The 23,997-nt window shown below is 63.2% G+C and carries 18 protein-coding genes; 13 read left to right on the top strand and 5 right to left on the bottom strand.

Features of this window, described 5'->3' with window-relative positions:
* Together GV002_RS13655 and GV002_RS13650 are read left to right on the top strand one after the other, a co-directional pair.
* Positions 1-386, top strand: a 386-nt coding sequence (locus tag GV002_RS13655) for a TRAP transporter large permease subunit (protein ID WP_160018865.1), incomplete at its 5' end; no start/stop codon positions are given.
* A gap of 195 nt (positions 387-581) precedes the next feature.
* On the top strand, positions 582-1,253 hold the full coding sequence (locus GV002_RS13650) for a DUF502 domain-containing protein (protein ID WP_160018864.1): 672 nt from the start codon (positions 582-584) through the stop codon (positions 1,251-1,253).
* On the opposite strand, the gene GV002_RS13645 is transcribed toward GV002_RS13650, so the two are convergent.
* Entirely contained in the window at positions 1,250-1,717 is a 468-nt protein-coding gene (locus tag GV002_RS13645; RefSeq protein ID WP_160018863.1) for an Lrp/AsnC family transcriptional regulator, read from the bottom strand. The two genes, GV002_RS13650 and GV002_RS13645, sit on opposite strands and share 4 nt — an antisense overlap.
* A 127-nt stretch (positions 1,718-1,844) precedes the next feature.
* Between GV002_RS13645 and GV002_RS13640 the strand changes: the two genes are divergently transcribed.
* Both GV002_RS13640 and GV002_RS13635 read left to right on the top strand, forming a co-directional pair.
* Positions 1,845-2,171 (top strand): hypothetical protein, encoded by a 327-nt coding sequence (locus tag GV002_RS13640; protein WP_160018862.1) that lies wholly within the window; start codon positions 1,845-1,847, stop codon positions 2,169-2,171.
* A gap of 97 nt (positions 2,172-2,268) precedes the next feature.
* Positions 2,269-4,053 (top strand): GspE/PulE family protein, encoded by a 1,785-nt coding sequence (locus tag GV002_RS13635; RefSeq protein WP_160018861.1) that lies wholly within the window; start codon positions 2,269-2,271, stop codon positions 4,051-4,053.
* On the opposite strand, the gene GV002_RS13630 is transcribed toward GV002_RS13635, so the two are convergent.
* Positions 4,028-4,702 (bottom strand): murein L,D-transpeptidase catalytic domain family protein, encoded by a 675-nt coding sequence (locus GV002_RS13630; RefSeq protein ID WP_160018860.1) that lies wholly within the window; start codon positions 4,700-4,702, stop codon positions 4,028-4,030. The two genes, GV002_RS13635 and GV002_RS13630, sit on opposite strands and share 26 nt — an antisense overlap.
* Positions 4,703-4,867: 165 nt before the next feature.
* Here GV002_RS13630 and GV002_RS13625 point away from each other — a divergent pair, with 165 nt between their 5' ends.
* The gene (locus tag GV002_RS13625) at positions 4,868-5,122 is read left to right on the top strand and encodes an NfeD family protein (RefSeq protein WP_075750621.1); all 255 of its coding nucleotides are present in this window, start codon (positions 4,868-4,870) and stop codon (positions 5,120-5,122) included.
* Positions 5,123-5,210: 88 nt separating this feature from the next.
* The gene (locus GV002_RS13620) at positions 5,211-5,540 is read left to right on the top strand and encodes a DUF2388 domain-containing protein (protein ID WP_160018859.1); all 330 of its coding nucleotides are present in this window, start codon (positions 5,211-5,213) and stop codon (positions 5,538-5,540) included.
* 105 nt (positions 5,541-5,645) lie between these two features.
* Here GV002_RS13620 and GV002_RS13615 read toward each other — a convergent pair whose 3' ends face one another.
* From GV002_RS13615 to desA, 3 genes are all read right to left on the bottom strand, one after another.
* Entirely contained in the window at positions 5,646-6,959 is a 1,314-nt protein-coding gene (locus GV002_RS13615; protein ID WP_160018858.1) for an OprD family porin, read from the bottom strand.
* A 427-nt stretch (positions 6,960-7,386) separates the two neighbouring features.
* Positions 7,387-8,358 (bottom strand): sensor domain-containing diguanylate cyclase, encoded by a 972-nt coding sequence (locus GV002_RS13610; RefSeq protein ID WP_160018857.1) that lies wholly within the window; start codon positions 8,356-8,358, stop codon positions 7,387-7,389.
* A 110-nt stretch (positions 8,359-8,468) separates the two neighbouring features.
* Positions 8,469-9,659, bottom strand: coding sequence for a delta-9 fatty acid desaturase DesA (desA, locus tag GV002_RS13605; protein ID WP_160018856.1), 1,191 nt, complete (start codon positions 9,657-9,659; stop codon positions 8,469-8,471).
* 169 nt (positions 9,660-9,828) lie between these two features.
* On the opposite strand from desA, the gene dibA reads away from it, so the two are divergent.
* From dibA to GV002_RS13570, 7 genes are read left to right on the top strand one after another with little or no spacing between them, the layout of a single operon-like run.
* Positions 9,829-12,111, top strand: a complete 2,283-nt coding sequence (gene dibA, locus GV002_RS13600; RefSeq protein WP_160018937.1) for a phosphodiesterase DibA — start codon at positions 9,829-9,831, stop codon at positions 12,109-12,111.
* A 20-nt stretch (positions 12,112-12,131) separates the two neighbouring features.
* Complete coding sequence (locus GV002_RS13595; RefSeq protein WP_160018855.1) at positions 12,132-13,253, top strand: HDOD domain-containing protein; 1,122 nt, start codon at positions 12,132-12,134, stop codon at positions 13,251-13,253.
* Positions 13,254-13,263: 10 nt separating this feature from the next.
* Complete coding sequence (locus GV002_RS24455; RefSeq protein ID WP_160018854.1) at positions 13,264-17,130, top strand: PAS domain S-box protein; 3,867 nt, start codon at positions 13,264-13,266, stop codon at positions 17,128-17,130.
* A complete protein-coding gene (locus GV002_RS13585) occupies positions 17,127-19,049 on the top strand; it encodes an ATP-binding protein (protein ID WP_160018853.1) in 1,923 nt (640 codons plus the stop codon). The genes GV002_RS24455 and GV002_RS13585 overlap by 4 nt, the downstream gene beginning before the upstream one ends.
* Positions 19,046-21,943 (top strand): CHASE domain-containing protein, encoded by a 2,898-nt coding sequence (locus GV002_RS13580; RefSeq protein WP_160018852.1) that lies wholly within the window; start codon positions 19,046-19,048, stop codon positions 21,941-21,943. The genes GV002_RS13585 and GV002_RS13580 overlap by 4 nt, the downstream gene beginning before the upstream one ends.
* Positions 21,936-22,322, top strand: a complete 387-nt coding sequence (locus tag GV002_RS13575) for a response regulator (protein WP_125836202.1) — start codon at positions 21,936-21,938, stop codon at positions 22,320-22,322. Before GV002_RS13580 ends, GV002_RS13575 begins: the two co-directional genes overlap by 8 nt.
* A complete protein-coding gene (locus tag GV002_RS13570; RefSeq protein WP_160018851.1) occupies positions 22,315-23,994 on the top strand; it encodes a diguanylate cyclase in 1,680 nt (559 codons plus the stop codon). The genes GV002_RS13575 and GV002_RS13570 overlap by 8 nt, the downstream gene beginning before the upstream one ends.
* The last annotated feature ends 3 nt before the right edge of the window (positions 23,995-23,997 follow it).

The following is a 23,997-nucleotide window of genomic DNA, read 5'->3' as shown; positions in this document are numbered from 1 at the left end:
AACAGATCACTGCCTGGGTGGTGGATCTGGGTCTGCAGCCGTGGCAGTTCCTGCTGGTGGTGAACATCGTGCTGCTGATCGCCGGTGCCTTCATGGAGCCGTCGGCGATCATCCTGATCCTGGCGCCAATCCTGTTCCCGATCGCCATGCAACTGGGCATCGACCCGATCCACCTGGGCATCATCATGGTGGTGAACATGGAGATCGGCCTGATCACGCCACCGGTGGGGCTGAACCTGTTCGTCACCTCGGCGGTCACGGGCATGCCGCTGACGGCGGTGATCCGCGCCGCACTGCCATGGCTGATGCTGTTGATCAGCTTCCTGATGGTGATCACCTACATCCCGGCCGTTTCCATGACGCTGCCGAATCTGCTCGGCATGTAGGGGCTCAATCGAACGATGCTACTTCGGTACCTCGTGTACCCACTCCGCCCGGCCTTAGTGCCGGGCTTTTTTTCGCGCGAATAATCTGACGAAAAGCGCTGTAGCCATTTCACAGGCCGCGCGCGCAGACACAACTGCCCAGAATTGCCATGCCTGGCGTAAAGTCACTGCCCAGACCGTCAAGGAAACCGTTACATGCTCAAACGCAGCCTGAAGTCCATCGTCACCACCTGGCTGACCGGCCTGCTGGCGCTACTGCCGCTGGCGCTGACCCTGGCACTGCTCGCCTGGATATTCAGCCTGCTCAATCGCCTGGTCGGCCCCTCGACCCTCATCGGTCAATTGTTCGCAGCGCTCGGCCAGCCCTTTTCCAGCAACAGCTACCTGGCTTACCTGCTCGGCAGTCTGGTGCTGCTGGCCAGCCTCTATCCACTGGGTTTGGCGGTGCAACTGGGGCTGCGCCGCCCGCTGTCCTGGCTGATCGATCGCACCCTGCGGCGTACCCCGCTGATCGGTAATTTCTACAACCTGGCTGATCGCTTCGTGGGCCTGCTGGACAAGAGCAAGAACCCGGACATCACCACCATGGCCCCGGTCTGGTGCTTCTTCGGCGGCGACGGCGCTGCCGTACTTGCTCTGCGCCCGAGTTCGGAAAGCGTGGAGCTGGAAGGCCGAGCCTACTGCGCCATCCTCATTCCCACCGCGCCGATTCCGGTCGGTGGCGGCCTCCTATACGTACCGGAGGCCTGGATACGCCCCGCCGACATGGGTGTGGATCAACTGACCAGCATCTACGTGTCCATGGGCCTCACGCCACCTGGCAAACGCAACGTGGAACAGACCATGCCCGAGGCTATCAAGCCTTAGGCGAGCGGCAAGCTGGTGGTGGACTTGATCTCCGACAGCGCAACGATGGAGTTCACTTCCTGGATACCGGGTACCAGCGACAGCTTCTCGAAGAAGAAGCGCTCATAGGCTTCGATATCGCGGGTGACGATGCGCAGCATGAAGTCCACCGCGCCCATCAGCACATGGCACTCCAGTACCTCGGGAAACTCGCGCATGGCTTCGGCGAACTCGGTCAGGTTGGAGCGCCCATGGGCGTTGAGTTTGACTTGAGCGAACACCTGCGTATGCAGGCCGATGCGCTTGCGATCGAGCAGGGTGACCTGCTTGCGGATCACCCCCTCCTCCTTGAGCCGCTGAATACGCCGCCAGCAGGGTGACTGCGACAGACCGATACGCTCGGCGATCTCCGCTGTGGAGAGACCCGCGTCCTCCTGCAGCAGAGCAAGAATGCGTTGATCGTAGGCATCCAGAATGACGGACATAAAAAATCCCTATCAGTGACGAAATAAGGAAATTCTATCCATTAAACACCCATAAACACAGAAAACCAGGCAGAACTTTTGCCAGAAGAAGGCGGAAACTTAGGCAAAACCTGCCCGAGCTGCCGCCATGCCTGATACCACTGCGTTTCCGTCCGCCCAGAACCGCCGCGATCCCTGGCAGGATCGTCCCGATGCCGGTGTCGAATACCAGCTGCGTACCGACGCCGAAGCCGATGTGCTGTGCCGACTGCTCGGCCTGTTCGCCCAATTGCAGCTGTTACCCGAAGCCTTGCACATGGAACGCCTGCACGATGACCTGCATATCAGCCTGCACCTGCACGGCATCTCGCTGCATCGAGCCGGGGTGCTGGCGCAGAAACTGCGCGGCCTGGTATGCGTATGGGAGGTGACCTGGCAGCATCTGGATCACAGCCTGGTGACGGAGGTGGCCTGAAGCGGGCGCTCGATCACGTCAGGCACTTCGCCCTTGTGCGGCTTTTCGGGCATCCTAGTTCGGCTAACCTTGTTCAGGCCGACCCCGAGGAGCCCGCATGTCCGCCTTCACCGCTACCGCCCCTGACCGTGTACTGGATCTTGGTGACCTGCTGCGCGAGCTGGTGGCCCAGGGCCGGGTCGATCAGGATGTGGCTGAGCAGTGCCTGGCGATCCGTCGCAGCTCGCTGAACAATACTCAGCACCCGCTGGAGTTTCTAGCCGCACAGCAGGTGGACGATCAGAAAAGGCCGGGCAAGAAACTCGACCTGGAAACCCTCACCACCTGGCTGGCCAACTTCGCCGGGCAACCTTATTTGCGCATCGACCCGCTGAAGATCGACGTACCGGCCATCACCCCGCTGATGTCCTACGCCTTCGCCCAGCGCCACAAGATTCTCGCCGTGGCGGTGGACAGCGAGAGCGTCACCATCGCCAGCAGCCAGCCGCTGGTGCACAGCTGGGAAGCCAACCTGGTGCACGTGCTCAAGCGCCCGATCAAGCGCGTGGTGGCCAACCCCTGCGACATTCAGCGCTTCACCACCGAGTTCTATCGCCTGGCCCGCTCGGTCAGCGGCGCCAATGCCACCGACCAGAGGATCAGCGGCGTCGGCAACTTCGAACAACTGCTCAGCCTCGGCGCTCAGGATCAGGAACCGGACGCCAACGATGCGCACATCGTCAATATCGTCGACTGGCTGTTCCAGTACGCCTTCCAGCAACGCGCCAGCGATATCCATATCGAGCCACGCCGCGAGCAGGGCACGGTGCGCTTTCGCATCGACGGCGTACTGCATACCGTCTACCAGTTCCCCGCCCAGGTCACCATGGCGGTGGTCAGCCGCCTGAAAAACCTCGGCCGCATGAATATCGCCGAGAAGCGCAAGCCACAGGATGGCCGGGTCAAGACCAAGACCCCGGATGGCAACGAAGTGGAATTGCGCCTGTCCACCCTGCCGACCGCCTTCGGCGAAAAGATGGTGATGCGCATCTTCGACCCGGAAGTACTGCTGAAAAGCCCGGATCAGCTTGGTTTCTCTCCTGACGACCTGCGCCGCTGGGAGAGCATGACCTGCCAACCCAACGGCATCATCCTGGTCACCGGCCCTACCGGCTCGGGAAAGACCACTACGCTCTACACCACACTCAAGCAGCTTGCGACCGAGGAGGTGAACGTCTGCACCATCGAAGACCCCATCGAGATGATCGAGGGCGCCTTCAACCAGATGCAGGTGCAGCACAACATCGACCTGAACTTCGCCAGCGGCATACGCGCACTGATGCGCCAGGACCCGGACATCATCATGATCGGTGAAATCCGCGACCTGGAAACCGCCGAAATGGCCATCCAGGCGGCGCTGACCGGCCACCTGGTGCTGTCCACCCTGCACACCAACGATGCGCCCAGCGCCATCACCCGCCTGCTCGAACTGGGCGTGCCGCACTACCTGCTCAAGGCCACTATCCTCGGCGTCATGGCGCAGCGTCTGGTGCGCACCCTGTGCCCACACTGCAAGGCGCCGGTGCAACTGGACGAAGACACCTGGAACGGCCTGACCCGGCCCTGGAGCTCGCCATTACCGACCCAGGCGCATCACGCCGTCGGCTGCCTGGAATGCCGTGAAACCGGCTACCGCGGCCGCGCCGGCGTCTACGAGATCATGCTGATCAACGACGCCATCAAGCCGCTGATCAACGCCGATACCGACCTGACCGCCCTGCGCCGCGCCGCCTTCAAGGACGGCATGCGCAGCCTGCGGCTGTCCGGCGCGCAAAAGGTCGCGGCTGGGCTGAGCACCATCGAGGAAGTACTGCGCGTCACTCCGCAGAGCGAGCAACGCTGAGCCTCGCGCAGTCGCGATAGCGGTCGTCGGCCAACTGCGGGTGCCAGGCGAACAGGTACTGGCCATCCTTGAGCTGATCCACCAGCACCCGGATCACCTCCTGCTGCACAGCCGGACAGCCCAGACTGCGCCCCATGCGTCCATATTTCTCCGCCCATCTCGGCGCCACATAGTCAGCTCCATGGATCACCAGCGCACGGGCACGCGCCTGGTCATTGAAGCCGGGCTCCAGGCCATCGAGGCGCAGTGAATGCCCATGCCGGCCGCTGTAGCTTTCACCACCGCGAAACAGACCCAGGCTGGACTGATGGCTACCGGGCAGATTGGAAAAGCGCTCGGCGAACAGCTCGCCGGACTGGCGACCATGAGCCACGAACTCCCGCAGTAGCAGCTGCCTTTGCGTCAGGTCGAACACCCACAAACGTCGTTCCAGCGAGGAGCGCGAGTAATCGATCACCGCCAACCGACGGGCTTCACCCGCGCCTTCTCGCTCAGCACACTGCAGCGCCTGTAACGCATCCTGCAACGCACGCTTTTCCAACTGCGGCGCTGCACGGTGCAGAGCATTCAGTAGCTCACCAGCCGCCGCGCCCTGCCCTGCCAGTAATAGAGCGGTAAGCAAAAACGCCATCAGCGAACGCTCAAACATGCCCTGGCTCCCACGGATTACCTGGCATCTGCCCACCTTGCGAAGGGGTCGGCGGCAGAGCGCAGACGGCTGTGCTTAGATTGATTGATCTGGCAATGGAGTCTATGCAATGCACACCAAAGGGCGATCAGCGAACAGTCTGAGTATGGGTAGCCGCGCCTTCTCATGATCACCTACCTGCAACACTTGTCGTTCTGGGACTGGTTGTCCCTGGCCACCCTGCTGCTGATTCTCGAAGTGTTCGGCGCCGGGGGCTACCTGCTGTGGATCGGGCTGGTCGCTGTCAGTGTCGGCGCACTCACCTACCTGTTTCCCGACCTGCCCTGGGTCTGGCAATTCCTGCTGTTCGGCGCACTGGCGCTGCTATCGGCGCTGCTTTGGTGGCGTCATCAGCAGCGGGCGCGCAAGCTCAGCAATTGATCGGCCTGGCAACCGGCCATCGCCCGCAAGGAACCACCAGCGGCTTGTGCGACTCCTAGGAGAGGAACCACCCTACAGGAGTTTCATCATGCGTGTAACGAGCCGTGCCGCACTGGCGTTCAGTGCCTGCCTGATCGCCCAGACCGCTGCAGCAGATGGCATGCTGCGCGACATTTTGTCCTCGGGCGCAACCACCGCCTCGACCTACCTGACCTTCAAGGATCGCAAGCTGGTTGCAGCGGCCGAAGAGGATGCCAGCAGCTTCGTCGCCAGCAACGGCGAAATTCGCGGCCCGCATCTGGAAGCGGCAATGCAGCAGTTGCGCAGTGCCAACCCGCAACTGCAGGACGCCGACGACATGGCACTGGCCAGCGCCATTCTCGCCACTTCGGCAGCGCCAGCCGACAGCCCACGCTGAGCCGTCACCAGTCGCGCATAAAAAATGCCCGCGTCCAAAAGGAGCGGGCATTTTTCGTTCAGCTTTCGGGATATCAGGCTTGAGGCCCCCCGAGAACCTATCGTCTTACATCAGCGGCAGGGTGTAGCTGACGATCAGACGGTTCTGATCGGCATCGGTTGCAGCGTTGCCACGCAGCACACCATAACGCCAGCCCAGACCCAGACCTTTCAGAGCGCCGTCCTGGAATGCATAGTCCAGAGCGATGTCACGCTCCCATTCCTTGGCATCACCAGCGCCGGCCACCTTGATGTTGGTGCCCTTCAGATAAGCCACGGAAGCTTTCAGACCCGGAGCGCCGAGAGTGGCGAAGTCGTAGCTGTACTGGCCGAAGGTCGTACGCTCACCGGCACGGGTAAAGCTGTTCACCAGGCGGTCAGTCAGCAGATACACGCTCGCACCCGAGGAGCCTTCGATACCACCTTGGTTCAGCTGCACGAAGTTGCTGTCTTCAGATACACGCTGATGGCCCAGCATTACAGCGTGGCTACCCAGGCTGTAAGTGAAGGCAGCGCTCCAGGTGTTGTTATCGATCTCGCCGTCACCGTTGCGGGTGTAACCACCTACGGAGTAACCCGCTTCCTTGCCGTTCTTGCCATCGGAAGTGGTATGGAAGTAACGCAGGTCGGTCTTCAGGCTGCCTTCGCCCAGTGCCAGGTTATGACCCAGACCGGCAAAGTGTTGTTTGTAATAGTCTTCCAGATTGGCGTAGTAGTACTGCGCAGTCAGGTCGCTGTTGATCTTCCAGTCACCGCCAGCGAAGTAGAACTTGTTGCTGGCCTCGCTGCCGCCAGCGACTGACAGACCGGTGCTATTGCTCGACGCACGACTGACTGCGTGCTCGATCTGGCCAGCGGTCAGGGTCAGGTTGTCGATCTCGTTGGAGGTGATCATGCCACCTTCAAACATCTGCGGCAGCAGGCGACCGTCGTTGGAGACCAGGATCGGCAGCTTCGGCATCAGAGTACCGATACGGCCTTCGGTCTTGGAAATGCGAACCTTGGCGGTCGCACCAGCCTTGCTGAAGTCATCAACGGCACTGCCATCGCTTTCCAGCGGGAACAGTTGGCCCGGAGTACGGTCACGGCCGGTCTTGGTCGCACGACCACCACCATCCAGACGCACACCCAGCATGCCAACGGCGTCAACGCCGAAGCCGACGGTGCCCTCGGTGAAACCGGACTGGTAATTGAGAATGAAGCCCTGGCCCCACTCGCTAGCCTCACCATTGTTGTTGGTGGTGTTCACGGTGTTTTGGTCAAAGTAGAAGTTGCGCATGGTCAGGCTGGCTTTGCTGTCACCGATGAAATCGGCGAAGGCGACTTGGCTCAGGCCCAGGGTGCTGGCGGCTACGGCCAGTGCCAGGGAGGTCTTTCTCATTATGTTTCTCTCCAGTGTGTTTAAGGTGACGCATCGTCCGGCACAGACTTCGGCACGAAGAGGCAGGCCAGAACGAATAGGGAATACGCACCCACGAGCCAGGAAACGGCACAAGCCGGGCTCGAATGGGTACGCAAAAAACTCAGGAAGAACAGAACAACGGCGAACGCAGCAGGGCGGCCGGAATGAGGCGGGCAGAGTGGTGCATGGTGAATGCTCTCTCGTCGTTGTTATTGTGCACCGACATCCTGGCCGGCATCTGCCGGAGCCTATGCAGATAACGCGCCAGCTCCTGGCGGCAAGCCCGCAAGGCTTCTAGAACAACAGGTTACATTTTTCCTGCAGAGCAGTGACCGTGCGATGACAATAAGAGCAGGCAAATTTCCGCTTATGAGAACGCGTTCCCAGGCGGAAAATCGCCAACCCATCAGCCCAGGACGATCTGATTCTTTCCTTGACGCTTGGCCATGTACATCGCTGCATCGGCACGTGCATAGAGCGCATCGAGGCTGACATCAGTGGCCAGCAGACTGGTCAGACCCTGACTGACAGTGATGCCGAAACTGGTGCCCTCGTGCCGAAAGCTGAGGCGTTGCACCTCACGCTGCAGTCGTTCAGCCACCTGCAAAGCCACATCCGGCTCGCAGCCCGGGAACAGCGCTGCGAACTCCTCACCGCCGATACGCCCGAACAGATCGCCGCGCCTCAAGGCATTGCTGCCGCAATGCGCCAGGCGCTGCAGGACCTGATCGCCGATCTGGTGGCCATACTGGTCATTGATCTTCTTGAAGTCGTCGAGATCGAGCAACAGGAAGGCCAGCGGGCTGCCGAACTTGTGCGCGTGTTCGAACTCGCGACGCGCACACTCGAAGAAGTGCCGCCGGTTGCTGCTCTGGGTCAGCACATCAGTGGTAGCCAGGCGATGCAATTCGCCCTCCAGGCGCTTCTTCTCGGTGATGTCTTCGGCGATACCGACGATCACACTGCCGGGCTCAGCACCCAGCCGGGGGCTGACGAAACACTTGTCGCTGAGCCAGCGCAATTGGCCATCAGCGCGAATGATGCGGTACTCGCGAGACTCCACCGCGCCGGTTTCCAGCACTTTGGCCAGGCTTTCGGCGGCGTAGTCGATATCGTCCGGATAGATGCTGTTGCGCCACTCGCCATAATCGGCCAACAGCAGCGCGGCGGAACGACCGAAGATTCGCTCATAGGCAGGGCTGACATAAATCATCCGCTGCTCGTTCCAATCGAAGGCCCAGAGCACGGCATTGACGCTGCCAAGCAGGCTGCTGAACAGTTGTTCGCGCGCACCCAGGCGCTCCACTTCGGCACGGCTGTGCAGCAGAGCCAAGGTCAGTTCTTCCAACTCGGAAACAGCGTTGCCTTGATCGTCCATTACAGCGGCCATCCGTCCTTCGCCTCGCATTGAAATGAGCATAGTGCGAGCTGTTGGACAAACGCAAAGGCCCGCCAGTTCGGCGGGCCTTTGCTTGTAACGAGCGGCGGTCAGGCAGTCGCGCTGGACGGTCGCAGCGAGTAGGTCTTGAGCTGCTCGGCAAACTCACGCAGCGACTGGATGCCGCTGGCCTCGGCCTCGTGCACCCACTGCTTCATGGCTTCGAGCATGTCGTGGCCGTTGCTGCTGGTCTTGACCCAGATCTGCTGCAGCGCCAGACGCTTCTCGTAGATCACCTTGAGTGCCTGACTCTGTGCCAGCAAGTCAGCAATGCGTGCATGATGCTGCTCTTCCAGCAGGCTCGGCTCACGCGACAGCAGGCGCTTGGCACGGCGGAAAAGGTGACGAACGGACTCGTCAGCCTTGGCCACTTCCTGCTTGACCAGCGGCGCGATCACCAGCTTGCGGTACTGCGCCATGATCTGGAAGCGGTTGTTGAGGATGGCCATGGCAGTGTCCATGTCGAGATGACCTTTGCCCTCGACCCGATGAGCGATAGGCGCGACACGCTGCACCTGAGCCAGACCGAAGAAGCTGAACAGCTTGATCCAGGCCCAGCCCATGTCGAACTCCCACTTCTTCACCGACAGCTTGGCGCTGTTGGGGTAGGTGTGGTGGTTGTTGTGCAGCTCCTCACCGCCAATCAGGATGCCCCATGGCACCAGGTTGGTGGCGGCGTCGCGGCACTCGAAGTTGCGATAGCCAACAGCATGACCAAGACCGTTGATGACACCTGCGGCCCATACCGGAATCCACATCATCTGGATCGCCCAGACAGTCATGCCGAGTACGCCGAACAACGCCAGGTCGATGATCGCCATCAACGTCACGCCGCCAATCGGATAGCGGCTGTATACATTGCGCTCGATCCAGTCATCCGGGCAGTTCTTGCCGTAGATACGCAGCGTGTCCTGGTTCTTCGCTTCTTCCTGATAAAGTTCCGCACCTTTGCGCAGCACGGTGCTCAGTCCCTTGATGACCGGGCTGTGCGGGTCATCGACGGTTTCACACTTGGCGTGGTGCTTGCGGTGAATCGCGGTCCACTCGCGGGTGTTCTGACCCGTGGTCAACCACAGCCAGAAACGGAAGAAATGCTTGAGCGCGGGGTGCAGTTCCAGTGCACGGTGCGCAGAGTAGCGGTGCAGATAGACAGTCACGCTGACGATGGTCACGTGTGTCATCAGCAAGATCGCAGCCACCAGCTGCCAGACCGACAGGTCGAGTAAACCGTTGTACCACATGGGCGCTGTTGCCTCTTGAAGGGGGAACGCGGCTTGTCCTGCAAGGACGAACCTGCTCACATTATCCCTGACCCATGCCAGAAAACCAGTTGGTCTTTTAGATGAGAATGTTTCAGCAGTGAAGCATCTATACTGGCCAGCATTTACAAGGGAGCGCTGCCGCTTGCCCATGCGTATCGACATCGCCGCCTTGCGCCTGACCCTGGGCTACCTGCTGCTCGCCGCTCTATGGATCCTTCTCAGCGATCATCTGTTGACCGCCCTGGGCCTGTCCGTGGCGCAACAGGAGCACTTGCAGTCCCTCAAGGGCCTGTTCTTCGTCGTGCTCACCAGTTCGCTGCTTTACCTGGTGCTGCACCGCCATGCCCTGCAGTACCGCCGCGCACGCCTGGAACTGGCCGGTAACGAGGAACGCCTGCGCCTGGCGCTGGATGCCACGCGCGACGGCCTGTGGGACTGGGACGTGACGAGACGCCGAGTGTTCTTCTCCGAGGGCTACGCCAGGCTTCTCGGCCTCACTCCGCAAACCCTGGGCAATACCCGCGAAGACTGGGCCGCGCGCCTGCATCCGGATGACGCTGAGCGCGCGCTGCATGCACTCAACGCCGAGTTGAGCGAACAGTCCTACGAAAATCTCTACCGCCTGCGCCATGCCGATGGCAACTATCGCTGGATTCACTCTCGCGGCCGTCTACTGCGAGACGAAAACGGCCAACCACAGCGCTTCATCGGCATCGCCAGCGACATTACCCAACAACGCGCCATCGACGACAGCCTGCGCCAGGCCGCAGCAGTGTTCGATGCCACCCAGGAGGGTGTGCTGGTTACCGATGCCGAGCAGCGGATCGTTCACGTCAACCCTGCCTTCAGCCGCATCACTGGCTACAGCAACGAGGAAATCCTCGGCCAGCACCCCAACCTGCTCAAGTCCGGCCGTCATGATTCCGCCTTCTACCAGAGCCTGTGGCATGCCCTGCAGAACCGTGGCGCCTGGAGCGGTGAGGTGTGGAACCGACGCAAGAGCGGCGAAATCTACCCGCAGTGGCAATGCATCCGCGTCATCCACGACGAGCAGGGGCGCGTCAGCCATTACGTGGCGGTGTTCTCCGACATCACTGCGCTCAAGCGTTCGCAGCGTGAGCTGGATTACCTGGCCCACCACGACCCGCTGAGCAACCTGCCCAACCGCCTGCTGTTCACCGAGCGCGTCGCCCATGCACTGGAACGCAGCAAGATCGAGGAACTGCGCGGTGCAGTGCTGCTGATCGACCTGGACCATTTCAAGCACATCAACGAGAGCCTCGGCCACAACGTCGGTGACCTGCTGCTCAAGGGCGTCGGCGAACGCCTGCAGCAGAATTTGCCCAGTGGCTGCACGCTGGCCCGGCTGGGCGGCGACGAGTTCGGCCTGCTCAGCGAAAATTGCGCCGACGCCGCTCAGGCAGCCGAGCTTGCACAACGCCTGCTGCGCAGCCTGGAAACGTTCTTTCGCCTCGACGGTCACGAGCTCTACATTGGCGCCAGCATCGGCATCAGCCTGTTCCCCGAAGATGCCGATAGCGTCGAGCAGATCCTGCGTAACGCCGACTCGGCGCTGTTCAAGGCCAAGAGCAGCGGCCGCGAAGGCTATGCCTTCTATGTGCAGGAGTTGACCGACTACGCCCGCCAACGCGTGGAACTGGCCAGCAGCCTGCGCCATGCCCTGGACAATGACGAGCTGCGCGTTTACTACCAGCCGCTGCATGATCTGCGTGACGGTAGCCAGGTGGGCATGGAGGCACTGGTGCGCTGGCAACATCCGCAACGCGGGCTGATTGCTCCTGGCGAATTCATCCCGATTGCCGAGGACAACGGCATGATCGGCGCCATCGATACCTGGGTACTGGAACAGGCCTGCCGCCAGATGGTGCGCTGGAACACCGAAGGTTGTGCGCTGAGTTTCGTCGCGGTGAACGTCTCCAGCCGTCTGTTCAGCCGCGGTGAACTCGATATGAAAGTGGCGCAGGTACTGGCAGAAACAGGTCTGCCGCCCGAGCAACTGGAGCTGGAAGTCACCGAGAGCGCCATCATGGAAGACCCGGATGCAGCGCAGAAACTACTCATCAGCCTGCGCGCCCTGGGCTTGCGCCTGGCCATCGACGACTTCGGCACGGGCTACAGCTCACTGGCGCGCCTCAAGCGCCTGCCGGTGGACAAGCTCAAGCTCGACCAGAGTTTCGTGCGCGGCCTGCCTGACGACCCGGAAGATGCCGCCATCGCCCGCGCGGTAATCGCTCTGGGCAAGAGCCTGGGCCTCAAGGTCCTCGCCGAGGGTATCGAACAGCCCGCTCAAGCCGACTTCCTGCGCGAGCTAGGCTGCAACTACGGCCAGGGCTACCACTTTGGCCGTCCGCAACCTGTAACAACCAGAACCGTCGACGCCACTACGCTGATCGAAGCGAAGAAAAGCTAGTCCAGCACCAGGAGCTGAACATGCGCGTGCTGATTCTCGAAGACGATCTCTGGATCGCCGATCTGCTCAAGCAGATCGTACTGAGCCTGCGCCCCGGGGCCCGAGTCGACTGCCAGGTACGCGTGGCAGATGCCATATCGGCCTGGCAACGCGAACCTGCTCAACTGGTGATCGCCGACTGGAACCTGCCGGACGGCAGCGGCACTCTGCTGTTGCAGGCGATACGCAGCCAGGACCGTGACGTGGCGCTCGTGATGATCACCGCGCGCGCCGACCGCAGCAGCGTACTCGAGGTGCGTGCCCTGGGCATCAACGCCTTTATCAGCAAACCCTTCCAGGTACCCAAGGTGCTGGACTGCCTGCGCCGCCTTTTACCCGAAGATGATGAGCCTCGCGTGGCGGCAGACAACGACGAGGATTTTCTTCACCATCTCTGCGCCTTGCCCGATGAGGAGATCGATCTGCCCCTGTGCGACGAACTCTTTCAGCAACTGCGCGACACGGCGGCAGCACCCAGCACCCTGGAGCAACTCGGCGAAACCTGGCAGCAGGATCCAGCCGTACAGGCGCGACTGATCGCTGCAGCTAACAGCAGTCTTTACAACAACACCGGCAAGCCTTGCGTCAGCCTGCCCGACGCCGTGCAACGACTGGGCGCGGCCACCGCGCTGAATCTGATTCAGGGCCTGGCGCTACGCCCGGTAGCCAGCCTGCAGGACGCTGATCTGAGAACACTGGGGCAGGACCTCATGCAGACGCAGCTGGACCTGCTAAATAGGGTCGGTGTTCTGGCCAAGGCCTGTCAGCTGGACCCTACCCCCCTGCACAGCGCCGCCCTGCTGCAACGCATGGGAGAGCTGGCCGTGCTGCAGCAGGCGCAGATCTGGCGCAACCAGGGTCTGCCGTTGAGCGAGCAACAGCTGCAACAAGCCCTGCGCCAGTACAGCAGTGAACTGGCCAACCGCCTCAAGGCAGACTGGCGTTTGCCCATTGGGCTGCGTGAACTGATCGGCGCCTGTTACGGCCTGACGCCCGGCACCTCCCGCCGCGAACCGATTCTCATGCGTCTGGCCAGCGTCGAACTGCAGAGCATCAACGGTCAGGAAGTACAACGCCTGCGCCGCCTGGCCGGGCTGAGCTGAGGCACGACGAATGAGTAAACCGAGGCCGGGTCATCGCTGGTTCGACCCATTCAACGCCAGCCACCGGGACGCCGGCCGCTGGATAGTCATCGGCGGCAGCCTGTGCCTGGCATTGTTCTTCGCCTTTCTCGGGCGCCAGGCGCTGAACGAGCGCGAAGCCCTCTGGCAACTGCAGATCAGCAAGCAGGCAGACATTCAGCGCATGGCCCTTAACAGCACCCAGCATGGGCTGCAGGAACGCGCCCAGCTGCTGGTGGAAACCATCGCTGCCGATGCCTGGGTAACCGAACTGGTGCGCCAGGCTCACGCCCTGCCAGTGAACGATCTGGAAAACCTGGCCAGCATCCGCAGCCAGCTCTACACCCGCCTGGCACCGCGCTGGCGCAAGTTGCAGGCACGCCAGCCGTTTCGCCTCTACGTGCACCTGGCGCCAGACGTGAAGGTGCTGTTGCGGGTACATGAACCCGAGCATTTCGGCGACCTGCAGATCGGTTGGCGCCCGATGGTGCTGGAGGCACTGCGCAGCGCCAGCAGCCAGGCCGGCCTGGGGCTGACCCGCGGCAGCATCGGCATGCGCGCCATCGCCCCGCTGCTGGCCGAGGGCAACAACGGTCCCCAGCGGGTCGGCGCCATCGAAGTGGCCCTGGGCGTGCTCGACGATCTCGCCCAGCTGGACCAGGAATTCGACAGCGGCGTTGCTCTGCTACTGCGCGAGGATCTGCTGCTGGACTCGGGCAGCGGCGAAGAACTACGCGGACTGGCCAGCGACAGACAGCGCTGGCGACTGATGGACCATTCGCGGCCCCAGGTCCTGGCCTGGCAACAGCAACAGCGACTGCCTCCCCCTGATGAGGGCGATAGCGTACGCCTGCTGGACGACGGTGAACGCCATTATCTGGTCAATCAGATGGCTCTGAGCAGCTACCGGCAACGTCACGACCCCAGTGCAGAGCCACTGGCGGTTGCACTGATCTGGCACGACGTCAGCGATCAGTTCAATCTGCACCGCGGCGACAAACGCTGGCTGGTGATCAAATGGCTGCTCGCCTGGTGCGGCGCCGAGGCCCTGCTGCTGGTTCTGTTACGCACTACCCGACGCAGCACGCAGCGCCTGATGCAGCGCCAGCAGGCGGCGCTACGCGCGCTCAACGAGATCGCTGCGCTGCCCAACCTGACCCGCACCGAGCAACTGCGCCAGGCGCTGCGCCTGGGCGCCGAGCATTTCGGCATGCCACTGGGCATCATCAGCCGTATCGAAGGAGAGCAGTATAAGGTGCTGGTACAGGTATCTCCCGACGACGCTCTCAGCGACGGCCAATTGTTCGAGCTAGGCGACACCTACTGTAGCCTGGCTTTGCAGCAGAACGATGTACTGGCCATTGCCCATATGGCCGACTCGCCGCACAGGCGCCACCCTTGTTATCGCCAGTTCGCTCTTGAAAGCTATATCGGCACCGCCGTGCGTGTGGGCGGCAAGCCTTTCGGCACCCTGGCCTTCGCCAACCCCGAGCGACGCAGGCAGCCATTCGATGATGCCGACCGCGAATTCCTCGGTCTGTTCGCCCGCTGGGTCGGCGCCATTCTGGAACGCCAGCAGCAGGAGCGCGCCGTGCGCGCGGCACGCGCCTATCTGCAAGCGGTGCTGGACTCGGCCACCGGTGTGTCGATCATCGCCACCGATGCCAGCGGCACCATCAGCCTGTTCAATTCCGGTGCCGAACGCCTGCTCGGCTACAGCGCCGAGGAGATGATCGGCCACCAGACCCTGGCGATGTTTCATCTCGCGGACGAAATCCGGACTCGCGCCGCCGAGCTGAGCGAGGTCGCCGGTCACCCGCTGGAGGGCTTCGAAGTCTTCGTGCACAACGCCCGTGGCGGCGACCCGGAAACCCGCCAGTGGACCTATCGCCACAAGGACGGCAGCCTGCGCCAGGTCAACCTCACTGTCAGCGCCATGTTCGACGAGAATGGCCAGATCACCGGCTTTCTCGGCATCGCCAGCGATATCAGCGAGTTGCAACAGGCCACCCGCGCCTTGCAGAAGAGCGAGAGCCGCTTCCGCGGCCTGGTGGCCAACCTACCTGGGGTGGTGTATCGCTGCGCCAACGACGCCGACTGGAGCATGCGCTACGTCAGCGATGAAATTGCCAACCTCAGCGGCTACCCGGCCAGCGACTTCATCGACAACCAGGTACGCAGCTTTTCCAGCATCGTGCATCCCGATGACCTCCCTATCACCTACCGCGCCGGCGAGGCCATCGAGCGCCAGGAAATATTCGAACTGACTTACCGCCTGCGCCATGCCGATGGTCATAACGTCTGGGTGCGCGAGAAGGGGCGCGGCGAGTACGACAGCCACGGCAAGCTCCTGTGGATCGATGGCTTCATCTGGGACGTCAGCGAGCGCCAGGCCATGGAAGACGAACTGCGCCTGAGCCAGCGGCGTTTTCTCAATGCCTTCAATACTGCGCCACAGGGCATGGCTCTGGTCGGCCCGGACGGCCGCTGGCTGGAGGTCAACGACGAGCTATGCCGCATGCTCGGCTACAGCCGCGAGCAATTGCGGGCCTGTACCAACCAACAGGTCACCCATCCAGACGACGTCGATGCTGATCGGCAAAGCGTCGCCGATCTGCTGGCAGGGCGGGTCAACACCTACCAGATCGAGAAGCGCTACCTCGACAGACTGGGGCGCACGCTCTGGGTACTGCTCAGCGTGTCACTGGTGCGTGATGGTGACGGGCTACCCGTGCACTTCGTGCTACAGATCCAGGACTTCAGCGACCGCGTCGCAGCCGAGCGTGCGGTGCGAGAGCGCGAGCATTACCTCAGTACCTTGCTCGATAACGTGGTCGACGCCATCGTCACCATCGATGAACAGGGCCGTATCGAAACCTTCAACCATGCGGCCGAAGCGATATTCGGCTATCGGCAGAGCGAAGTGGCCGGGCGCAACGTCAGCATGCTGATGTCCGAACCCTACCGCGATGCCCATGATGGCTACATCCAACGCTACCTGCGCACCGGCGAAGCCTGGGTAGTGGGCCAGGCCCGCGAGCTGGTGGGCCTGCGCCAGAGCGGCGAGCGCTTCGCCATGGAGCTGGCGGTGTCGCAGATCAGCCACCAGGGGCAGCGCCGCTTCATCGCGGTAATCCGCGACATCGCCGAGCGCAAGCGCACCGAACTGATGAAGAACGAATTCGTCTCCACCGTCAGCCATGAGCTGCGCACCCCGCTCACCGCCATCGCTGGTTCGCTCGGCCTGATCAATGGCGGCGCCCTCGGCGCCGTACCGGAAAGCATGCGCCAGATGCTGAGCATCGCCAACAGCAACAGCCAGCGTCTGAGCGCCCTGATCAATGACCTGCTGGACATGGACAAACTGGTGGCCGGCAAGATGCATTTCGACCTGCAGGCACGCGCACTGCAGCCACTGCTGGAACAGGCACTGCTGCACAACCAACCCTATGCCGAGCAGCACCAGGTGGCGTTGCGTCTGCAAGTCGAGGGTGACGCCCAGGTACGAGTCGACGCTCAGCGCCTGGCCCAGGTGATGGCCAATCTGCTGTCCAACGCCGCCAAGTTCTCGCCAGCGGGTGCCAGCGTCGAGGTGCGTCTGCAGCATTGCGGCGAGGTCCTGCGCGTCAGCGTGTCGGACAGCGGGCCCGGCATACCGGAAGCCTTCAAAACGCGCATCTTCAGCAAGTTCTCCCAGGCCGACTCCGGTGACACCCGGCAGCAAGGCGGCACCGGACTCGGGCTGGCCATCTGCAAGGAAATCATCGAACGCATGGGCGGCCATATCGGCTTCGACTCGCCACCAGGCCAAGGTGCCACCTTCTGGTTCGAACTACCGATCACAGGGAGCGCGTCATGAGCCAAGCCCCGATCCCCGCCAACGAGCAGGAACGCCTGGACGCCCTGCACGCCCTGGAACTGCTAGACAGCCCGGCCGAAGCGATGTTCGACCACATCACCGCGCTGGCTGCTCAGATCTGCGGCACCCCAATCGCCCTGATCTCGCTGATCGATGCCCAGCGCCAGTGGTTCAAGAGCCGGGTTGGCCTGGATGTCGAGCAGACTGCGCGCGAGCTGGCCTTCTGCGCCCATGCGGTGGCCGCCGACGCGCCACTGGAAGTGGACAATGCCCTGGATGACGCCCGTTTTCGCGACAACCCGCTGGTCACTTCCGACCCGCATATCCGCTTCTACGCCGGCGTGCCGCTGCACGACGCCCGGGGCCTGGCGCTCGGCACCCTGTGCGTGATCGACCGCCAGCCGCGCCACCTCGACAGCCACCAGCATGCTCAGCTGCAGCACCTGGCACACCTGACCGGAGAGTTGTTCGAGCTGCGCCTGCAGGCGCGCCGCCAGGCCGAACAGAGCGCCATGCACCAGGCCATGCTGGACAATGCCGGCAGCGCAGTGCTGGTGCTTGACCCACAGGGCCGAGTGCTGCGCAGCAACCCTGAAGCGCAGCAACTGCTGGGCTATTCGCCTGGCGATCTGGAGGACCGGTACCTGCCGCAGCTGCTGCTCGAGCCAGGCCAGTACGAGCGCCTGTGCACTGCCTGCAGCAGCGGGCCGCAGAGCACCGAGGGGCAGATGCGCGCACGCAGCGGACAGCACCTGCCGGTGCGCCTGAATCTCTCGCCGATCCGCGCCGAAGGCCAGCAGCTTCAGGGCTACCTGCTGGTGGCCAACGATCTCAGCCAGCGCGAAGAAGCGCGCCAACGCCTGCAGCGCATCGCCGCACAGCTGCCGGGCATGGTCTACCAGTATCTGCTGCGCGCCGATGGCAGCAGTTGCTTCCCCTATGCCAGCGCCGGTATCCGCGACGTTTACGGCTGCACGCCAGAAGAAGTCAGCGAGGATGCCGGCCCACTCCTCGCCCGCCTGCATCCGGACGACGCTCCACAGGTGCACGCCGCCATCGCCCGTTCAGCCGCGAGCCTGAGCACCTGGCATCAGGAATACCGCGTCCTGCATCCGCTACACGGTCCGCTCTGGGTCGAGGGGCGTGCTGCACCGCAGCGCCTGCCTGGCGGCGAAACGCTCTGGCACGGATTCATCAGCGATATCAGCGAACGCAAGCGCAGCGAGCAACTGCAGAACGAGTTCGTCTCCACCGTCAGCCATGAGCTGCGCACGCCGCTGACCGCCATCGCAGGCTCGCTCGGCCTGATCAACGGTGGCGCCCTGGGCGCGGTGCCGGAGCAGATGCAGCAGATGCTGGAAATCGCCCAGAGCAACAGCCAGCGTCTGCGCAAGCTGATCGACGACCTGCTGGACATCGACAAGCTGGTCGCCGGCAAGATGCGCTTCGATCTGCAGCCGCTGGCCCTGCGCCCGTTGCTGGAGCAGGCGCTGCACAACAACCAGCCCTATGCCGAGCATCATGGGGTGCGACTTCTGCTGCTGCCGGGCATCGATTGCCAGGTAACCGCCGACGCCCAGCGCCTGGAACAGGTGCTGGCCAACCTGCTGGCCAATGCCGCCAAGTTTTCCGCCGCCGGACAGAGCGTGGAGCTGGCAGCGGTGCCCGGGGACGGCTGGGTACGCATCAGCGTGCGTGACCAGGGCCAGGGCATCGCGCCGGACTTCAAGCCGCGCATCTTCAGCAAGTTTGCCCAGGCCGATGCTGGTGACACCCGCCGCCAGGGCGGCACAGGCCTGGGCCTGGCGATCAGCAAGGAGATCATCGAACACATGGGGGGACGTATCGGCTTCGACTCCGTGGAGGGGCAAGGCAGCACCTTCTGGCTGGACCTGCCGCAGGTCGGGGTGCAGTCATGAACGACAACATCACGCTGCGCCTGCAACTGCTCGGGCAACTGTTCAGCCGCAACAATCTGCTGGCCTGGGGCGTGCTGGCGCTGGCGCTCGGCACCACGCTGCTGGCTTGGGACGGCTTGCGCCAGAGCCAGAGCGCGTCCGCCACACGCCAACTCGAGCTCCTTGCCGACGAAATCAGCGCGGCTATCGTCCAACGCATGCATGACCAGGAAAGCATCCTGCTCGGCGCCGCCGCCCTGCTCGATGCCAGCGAAGCGGTCAGTCGCGACGACTGGCGCACCTATGCGCGTCGCCTGAACCTGGAGGAACGCTACCCGGGCATCCAGGGCCTGGGGTTCAGCCAGGTGCTGCCCGCCGAGCAGCTGCACGCCTTCGAAACCGAGATGCGTGCCGAAGGCTACCCCAACTTCCGCGTGCGCCCGCTTGGCGAGCGCACGCTGTACAGCGCCATTCGCTACATCGAGCCTTTCGCCGGACGTAATCTGGTCGCCTTCGGCTTCGACATGCTATCCGAGCCCGTGCGCCAGGCCGCCATGCTGAGCGCTGCACGCAGCGGCCAGAGCCGTCTGTCCGGCCGTGTCACGCTGGTGCAGGAAACCCACGGCAAGGTCCAACCGGGCTTGTTGCTGTACACCCCGGTGTACTGGCACGGCCAACCGCTGGACACCCCCGAGCAGCGCCTCGCCGCGCTACGCGGCTTTGCCTACAGCCCCTACCGCGCGCACGACCTGATGCACGGCATCCTCGGTGCGCGCCAACGCGAGCTGGAGTTCGAGCTCTATGCCGGCCCCGATACGGGTGCCGCCGACCTGCTTTACAGCAGCAGCGGCAACGCCCTCGATAGAGCTGCCGACACCCAGCGAGAGCTGGAACTGTTCGGCCAGCGCTGGTACCTGAACTTTCACTACGCCCCGGGTTTTCTCGACGGCGTCCATCGCGGCGAGGGCTCACTGCTCGCCCTGGGGGTCTGCATCAGCCTGCTGCTGTTCTTCCTGATCAGCAGCCTGAGCCTGCGCCGCGAGCAGGTACAGCAGTTGGCCGAGCGCATCACCGAACAGCTGCACCGCAGCGAAGAGCGCCTGGCGCTGGCGCTCAAGGGCGGTAATGACGGTTGGTGGGATATCGAGGTCAAAGCCGGCAGCTTCTTCGCCTCGGCCCACGGCTGGCAGATGCTCGGCTATCCGGAGCAGGGCCCGCCCGGCTTTGCCGATGACCCCTGGGCCTGGGAAAACCTGGTACACCCGGACGATCTGCCCGCAACGCGCGCCCGTCTGAAACAGGCACTGTCCACAGGCGCCAGCAACTTCACCATCGACTGTCGCCTGCTGCGTGTCGACGGCAGCGAACTGCCGGTGCTGCTGCGCGGTTACATCCAGCGCGACGCCAACGGCTACCCGCAGCGCATCACCGGCACCACCATGGACCAGAGTGAGGCCAAGCGCATCGAGCGCCTCAAGAGCGAGTTCGTCTCCACCGTCAGCCACGAGCTGCGCACCCCGCTTACCGCCATCGCCGGCTCGCTGGGCCTGATCAATGGCGGCGCACTGGGCACGGTACCGGAAAGCATGCGGACCATGCTGGGCATCGCCCAGGCCAACAGCCAGCGCCTCAGTCACCTGATCAACGATCTGCTGGACATGGACAAACTGGAGGCAGGCAAGATGCAGTTCGACCTGCAACCCCGCACGCTTGCCACCCAGCTCCAGGAAGCGCTGGACAGCAACCAGGCCTACGCCGACCGCCACCAGGTCAAGCTGCGCCTTCTCGACTGCGTGCCAGCCCTCGTACGGGTCGATGCCATGCGTCTGCAACAGGTACTGGCCAACTTCATCTCCAACGCCGTGAAGTACTCGCCGCCCGGCGCCGAGGTGCACCTGCGCGCCGAAGGTCGCGGCACTCGCGTGCGCGTCGAGGTCAGCGACCAGGGTCCAGGCATCGCTGCCGAATTTCGCCAGCGCATCTTCAGCAAGTTCTCCCAGGCCGACGCCAGTGACAGCCGCAGCAAAGGCGGCACCGGCCTGGGCCTGGCGATCAGCAAGGAGCTGATCGAACGCATGGGCGGACAGATCGGCTTCGACTCGGTAGAAGGCCAGGGCGCCTGCTTCTGGTTCGAGCTGCCCGCGCTGGCCGAAGCCGCCCGGCCCGCTGCCAGCGACGGCCGGCGTAGCCTGTTGGTGGTCGAGGACGAACCGGATATCGCCAACCTGCTGCGCCAGTTGCTGGAAAACGCCGGCTATCGCGTGCGTCTGGCTTACAGCCTGGACGAAGCCCGCGCCAGCCTGCGCGAGGAAATACCCGCCGCCATCAGCCTCGACCTGCGCCTACCGGACGGTGACGGCATGCAACTGGTACAGGAACTGCGCGCCGACGCGCGCTATCGCGAGCTGCCGATTCTGGTGGTATCGGCCGCCTGTGAAGAAGGCCGTCTGGCGCTCGACGGGGTGCCCGCGCTGGACTGGCTGAGCAAGCCGATCGACCCGCAGCGCCTGCTCGCCAGTCTTGCTCAGGCCTTGCAGAACCTGCCGCAGAGCCCACGCGTGTTACACGTGGAAGACGATCACGATCTGCGTCTGGTGGTCGCCGAACAGGGCCGCGAGCTGGCCGAGTTCATTCCCGCCGACAGCCTCGCCGAAGCGCGTCGCCTGCTCGCCGAGCAGCCTTTCGACCTGGTTCTGCTCGATCTCGGTCTGCCTGACGGCAACGGCCTGGAGCTGCTCGACGAACTGCAGAACCAGCGGCCAGGGCTACCGGTGGCCGTGCTCTCGGCCAGCGAGATGGATGGCAATGAGTTCGCCGGGGTGAGCGCGGCGCTGGCCAAATCGCGCAATGATGGGCAACACTTCCTGAACATGCTCAACCGCCTGTTACCCGCCAAGGAGACCCGCCATGACTGAGCTCAAGCGCATCCTTCACGTCGAGGACGACCCCTCGATCCAGGCCGTGGCCAAGGTCGCCCTGGAAGCCGTCGGCGGCTTCCAGGTACTGAGCTGCGCCAGCGGCCAGGAAGCGCTCGATCAGGTGCAAGGCTTCGCGCCCGACTTCATCCTGCTCGACGTGATGATGCCTGGCATGGACGGCCCGCAAACGCTGGAGAGGCTGCGCCAACTGGTGGATATCGGTGAGGTGCCGGTAGCCTTCATGACGGCCAAGGTCCAGCCCGGCGAGGTGGCCCATTACCGCAGCCTGGGCGCGCTCGACGTGATCGTGAAACCCTTCGATCCCATGCAGCTCGCCGCCCAGATCCGACAGATCTGGAGCCAACGCCATGGATAAGCACGACGGCAACGCCATCCCTCAGACCTTGCAAGAGCGTCTGCAGCAGCTCGGCCAGCAATTCGCCGAACGCCTGCGCCAGGAGCTTCCGCAACTGACGCAGCAGGGCGAGCAATTGCTCGAGGCCGACAACGAGCAGCGCAGGCACCTGTTGCAGGCGCTACGTGACCAACTGCATCGCTTGGCCGGCAGTGCCGGCACCTTCGGTTTCGACCAGCTCGGCCAGCAAGCCCGGGAGCTGGAACAACAGGCCGAGCGCTGGCTGGAGCATCAGCAACGCCTGCAGCACGAACTTGGCGAATTCATCGCGGCGCTGCAACGCCTGGGCAACCAGACCTCCAGCAGCGAGGCAGCCGGAGCAGTGCAGCAGCAGATGCCACAGGCGCTACGCGGAGAAACCGAGTCCCGGCTCATCTACATCCTCGAGGATGAAATAGCCGTAGGCGAAAACATGCGCCTGACCCTGAACAACTTCGGCTATCAGGCCGAACACTTCAATTCCATCGCCGGTCTCGATGCGGCCCTGGAGCAGCAGATACCGGACGCGCTGATCGTCGACGTCAATCTGGCCAGCGAAGACTGCAGCGGCCTGGACTATGCCGCAGGCCTGCAGCAGCGCCTGGAGGTGCCACTGCCGCTGCTGGTGCTGACTCACCAGGATGACTTCGCCACCCAGTTGCAGGCGGTGCGGGCCGGTGCATTGGGTTTCTTCGCCAAGCCGGTGGACATTCCGCAGCTGGAAAGCCGCCTGGAACGCTGCTTCGCTCAGCAGAGCGGCGAGCCCTACCGGGTGCTGATCGTCGACGACGACCGCGATCTGGCCAGCCGCTACAGCCTGGTGCTGCGCGACGCCGGCATGCTGGTGGAAATCCTTCAGGACCCGGCGCAGATCTTCGAGCACCTGCGCGACTTCAATCCCGAAGTGGTGCTGCTCGACGTCAACATGCCGGACTGCACCGGCCCTGAACTGGCGCAGATCATCCGCTGCAACGACGACTGGCTGCGCATCCCGATTATCTATCTGTCGGCGGAAACCGATATCGGCAAGCAGATGAATGCGCTGATCAAGGCCGGCGATGACTTCGTCACCAAACCGATTTCCGACAACGCCCTGGTTGCCACCGTGTTCTCCCGCGCTCAGCGCGCACGCCTGCTGTCCAACGCCCTGGCGCGCGACAGCCTCACCGGCCTGCTCAAGCATGGCGATATCAAGGAGCAGGTGGCCATCGAACTGGAACGCACGCTACGCAGTGGCGACCGCGCCAGCGTGGTGATGCTGGATATCGATCACTTCAAGCGGGTCAACGACGAACATGGTCACGCCGCTGGCGATAACGTCATCCGCGCCCTGGCCAATCTGCTGCGCCAGCGCCTGCGTCGGGTCGACAGCCTGGGGCGCTATGGCGGCGAGGAATTTCTCGCGGTACTGCCGGACTGCAACCCGCAACAGGCCAAGCAGATCGTCGACGAGATTCGCGAGCGCTTCGCCGAGCTGCGCTTCATCGCCGATGGCGGCGAATTCTCCTGCACCCTCAGTGCCGGTATCGCCGGCACCGATGTGCACAGCGAAGCGGAACAACTGCGTGAGCGCGCGGACAAGGCGCTGTATGCGGCCAAGCATGGTGGTCGCAATCAGGTGCAGGTGGCGGCGTCGGAAGAGCATCGCGGCTGAAGC

The sequence above is a fragment of the Pseudomonas sp. 8O genome (assembly GCF_902506495.1).
GTDB classification, from domain to species: Bacteria; Pseudomonadota; Gammaproteobacteria; order Pseudomonadales; family Pseudomonadaceae; genus Aquipseudomonas; species Aquipseudomonas chaetocerotis.
This window is presented reverse-complemented; position numbering and strand designations above follow the sequence as displayed.

Coding starts and splice junctions, on each gene's coding strand:
- GV002_RS13650 (WP_160018864.1), top strand. CDS start 582: ATGCTCAAACGCAGCCTGAAGTCCATCGTCACCACCTGGCTGACCGGC.
- GV002_RS13645 (WP_160018863.1), bottom strand. CDS start 1,717: ATGTCCGTCATTCTGGATGCCTACGATCAACGCATTCTTGCTCTGCTG.
- GV002_RS13640 (WP_160018862.1), top strand. CDS start 1,845: ATGCCTGATACCACTGCGTTTCCGTCCGCCCAGAACCGCCGCGATCCC.
- GV002_RS13635 (WP_160018861.1), top strand. CDS start 2,269: ATGTCCGCCTTCACCGCTACCGCCCCTGACCGTGTACTGGATCTTGGT.
- GV002_RS13630 (WP_160018860.1), bottom strand. CDS start 4,702: ATGTTTGAGCGTTCGCTGATGGCGTTTTTGCTTACCGCTCTATTACTG.
- GV002_RS13625 (WP_075750621.1), top strand. CDS start 4,868: ATGATCACCTACCTGCAACACTTGTCGTTCTGGGACTGGTTGTCCCTG.
- GV002_RS13620 (WP_160018859.1), top strand. CDS start 5,211: ATGCGTGTAACGAGCCGTGCCGCACTGGCGTTCAGTGCCTGCCTGATC.
- GV002_RS13615 (WP_160018858.1), bottom strand. CDS start 6,959: ATGAGAAAGACCTCCCTGGCACTGGCCGTAGCCGCCAGCACCCTGGGC.
- GV002_RS13610 (WP_160018857.1), bottom strand. CDS start 8,358: ATGGACGATCAAGGCAACGCTGTTTCCGAGTTGGAAGAACTGACCTTG.
- desA (WP_160018856.1), bottom strand. CDS start 9,659: ATGTGGTACAACGGTTTACTCGACCTGTCGGTCTGGCAGCTGGTGGCT.
- dibA (WP_160018937.1), top strand. CDS start 9,829: ATGCGTATCGACATCGCCGCCTTGCGCCTGACCCTGGGCTACCTGCTG.
- GV002_RS13595 (WP_160018855.1), top strand. CDS start 12,132: ATGCGCGTGCTGATTCTCGAAGACGATCTCTGGATCGCCGATCTGCTC.
- GV002_RS24455 (WP_160018854.1), top strand. CDS start 13,264: ATGAGTAAACCGAGGCCGGGTCATCGCTGGTTCGACCCATTCAACGCC.
- GV002_RS13585 (WP_160018853.1), top strand. CDS start 17,127: ATGAGCCAAGCCCCGATCCCCGCCAACGAGCAGGAACGCCTGGACGCC.
- GV002_RS13580 (WP_160018852.1), top strand. CDS start 19,046: ATGAACGACAACATCACGCTGCGCCTGCAACTGCTCGGGCAACTGTTC.
- GV002_RS13575 (WP_125836202.1), top strand. CDS start 21,936: ATGACTGAGCTCAAGCGCATCCTTCACGTCGAGGACGACCCCTCGATC.
- GV002_RS13570 (WP_160018851.1), top strand. CDS start 22,315: ATGGATAAGCACGACGGCAACGCCATCCCTCAGACCTTGCAAGAGCGT.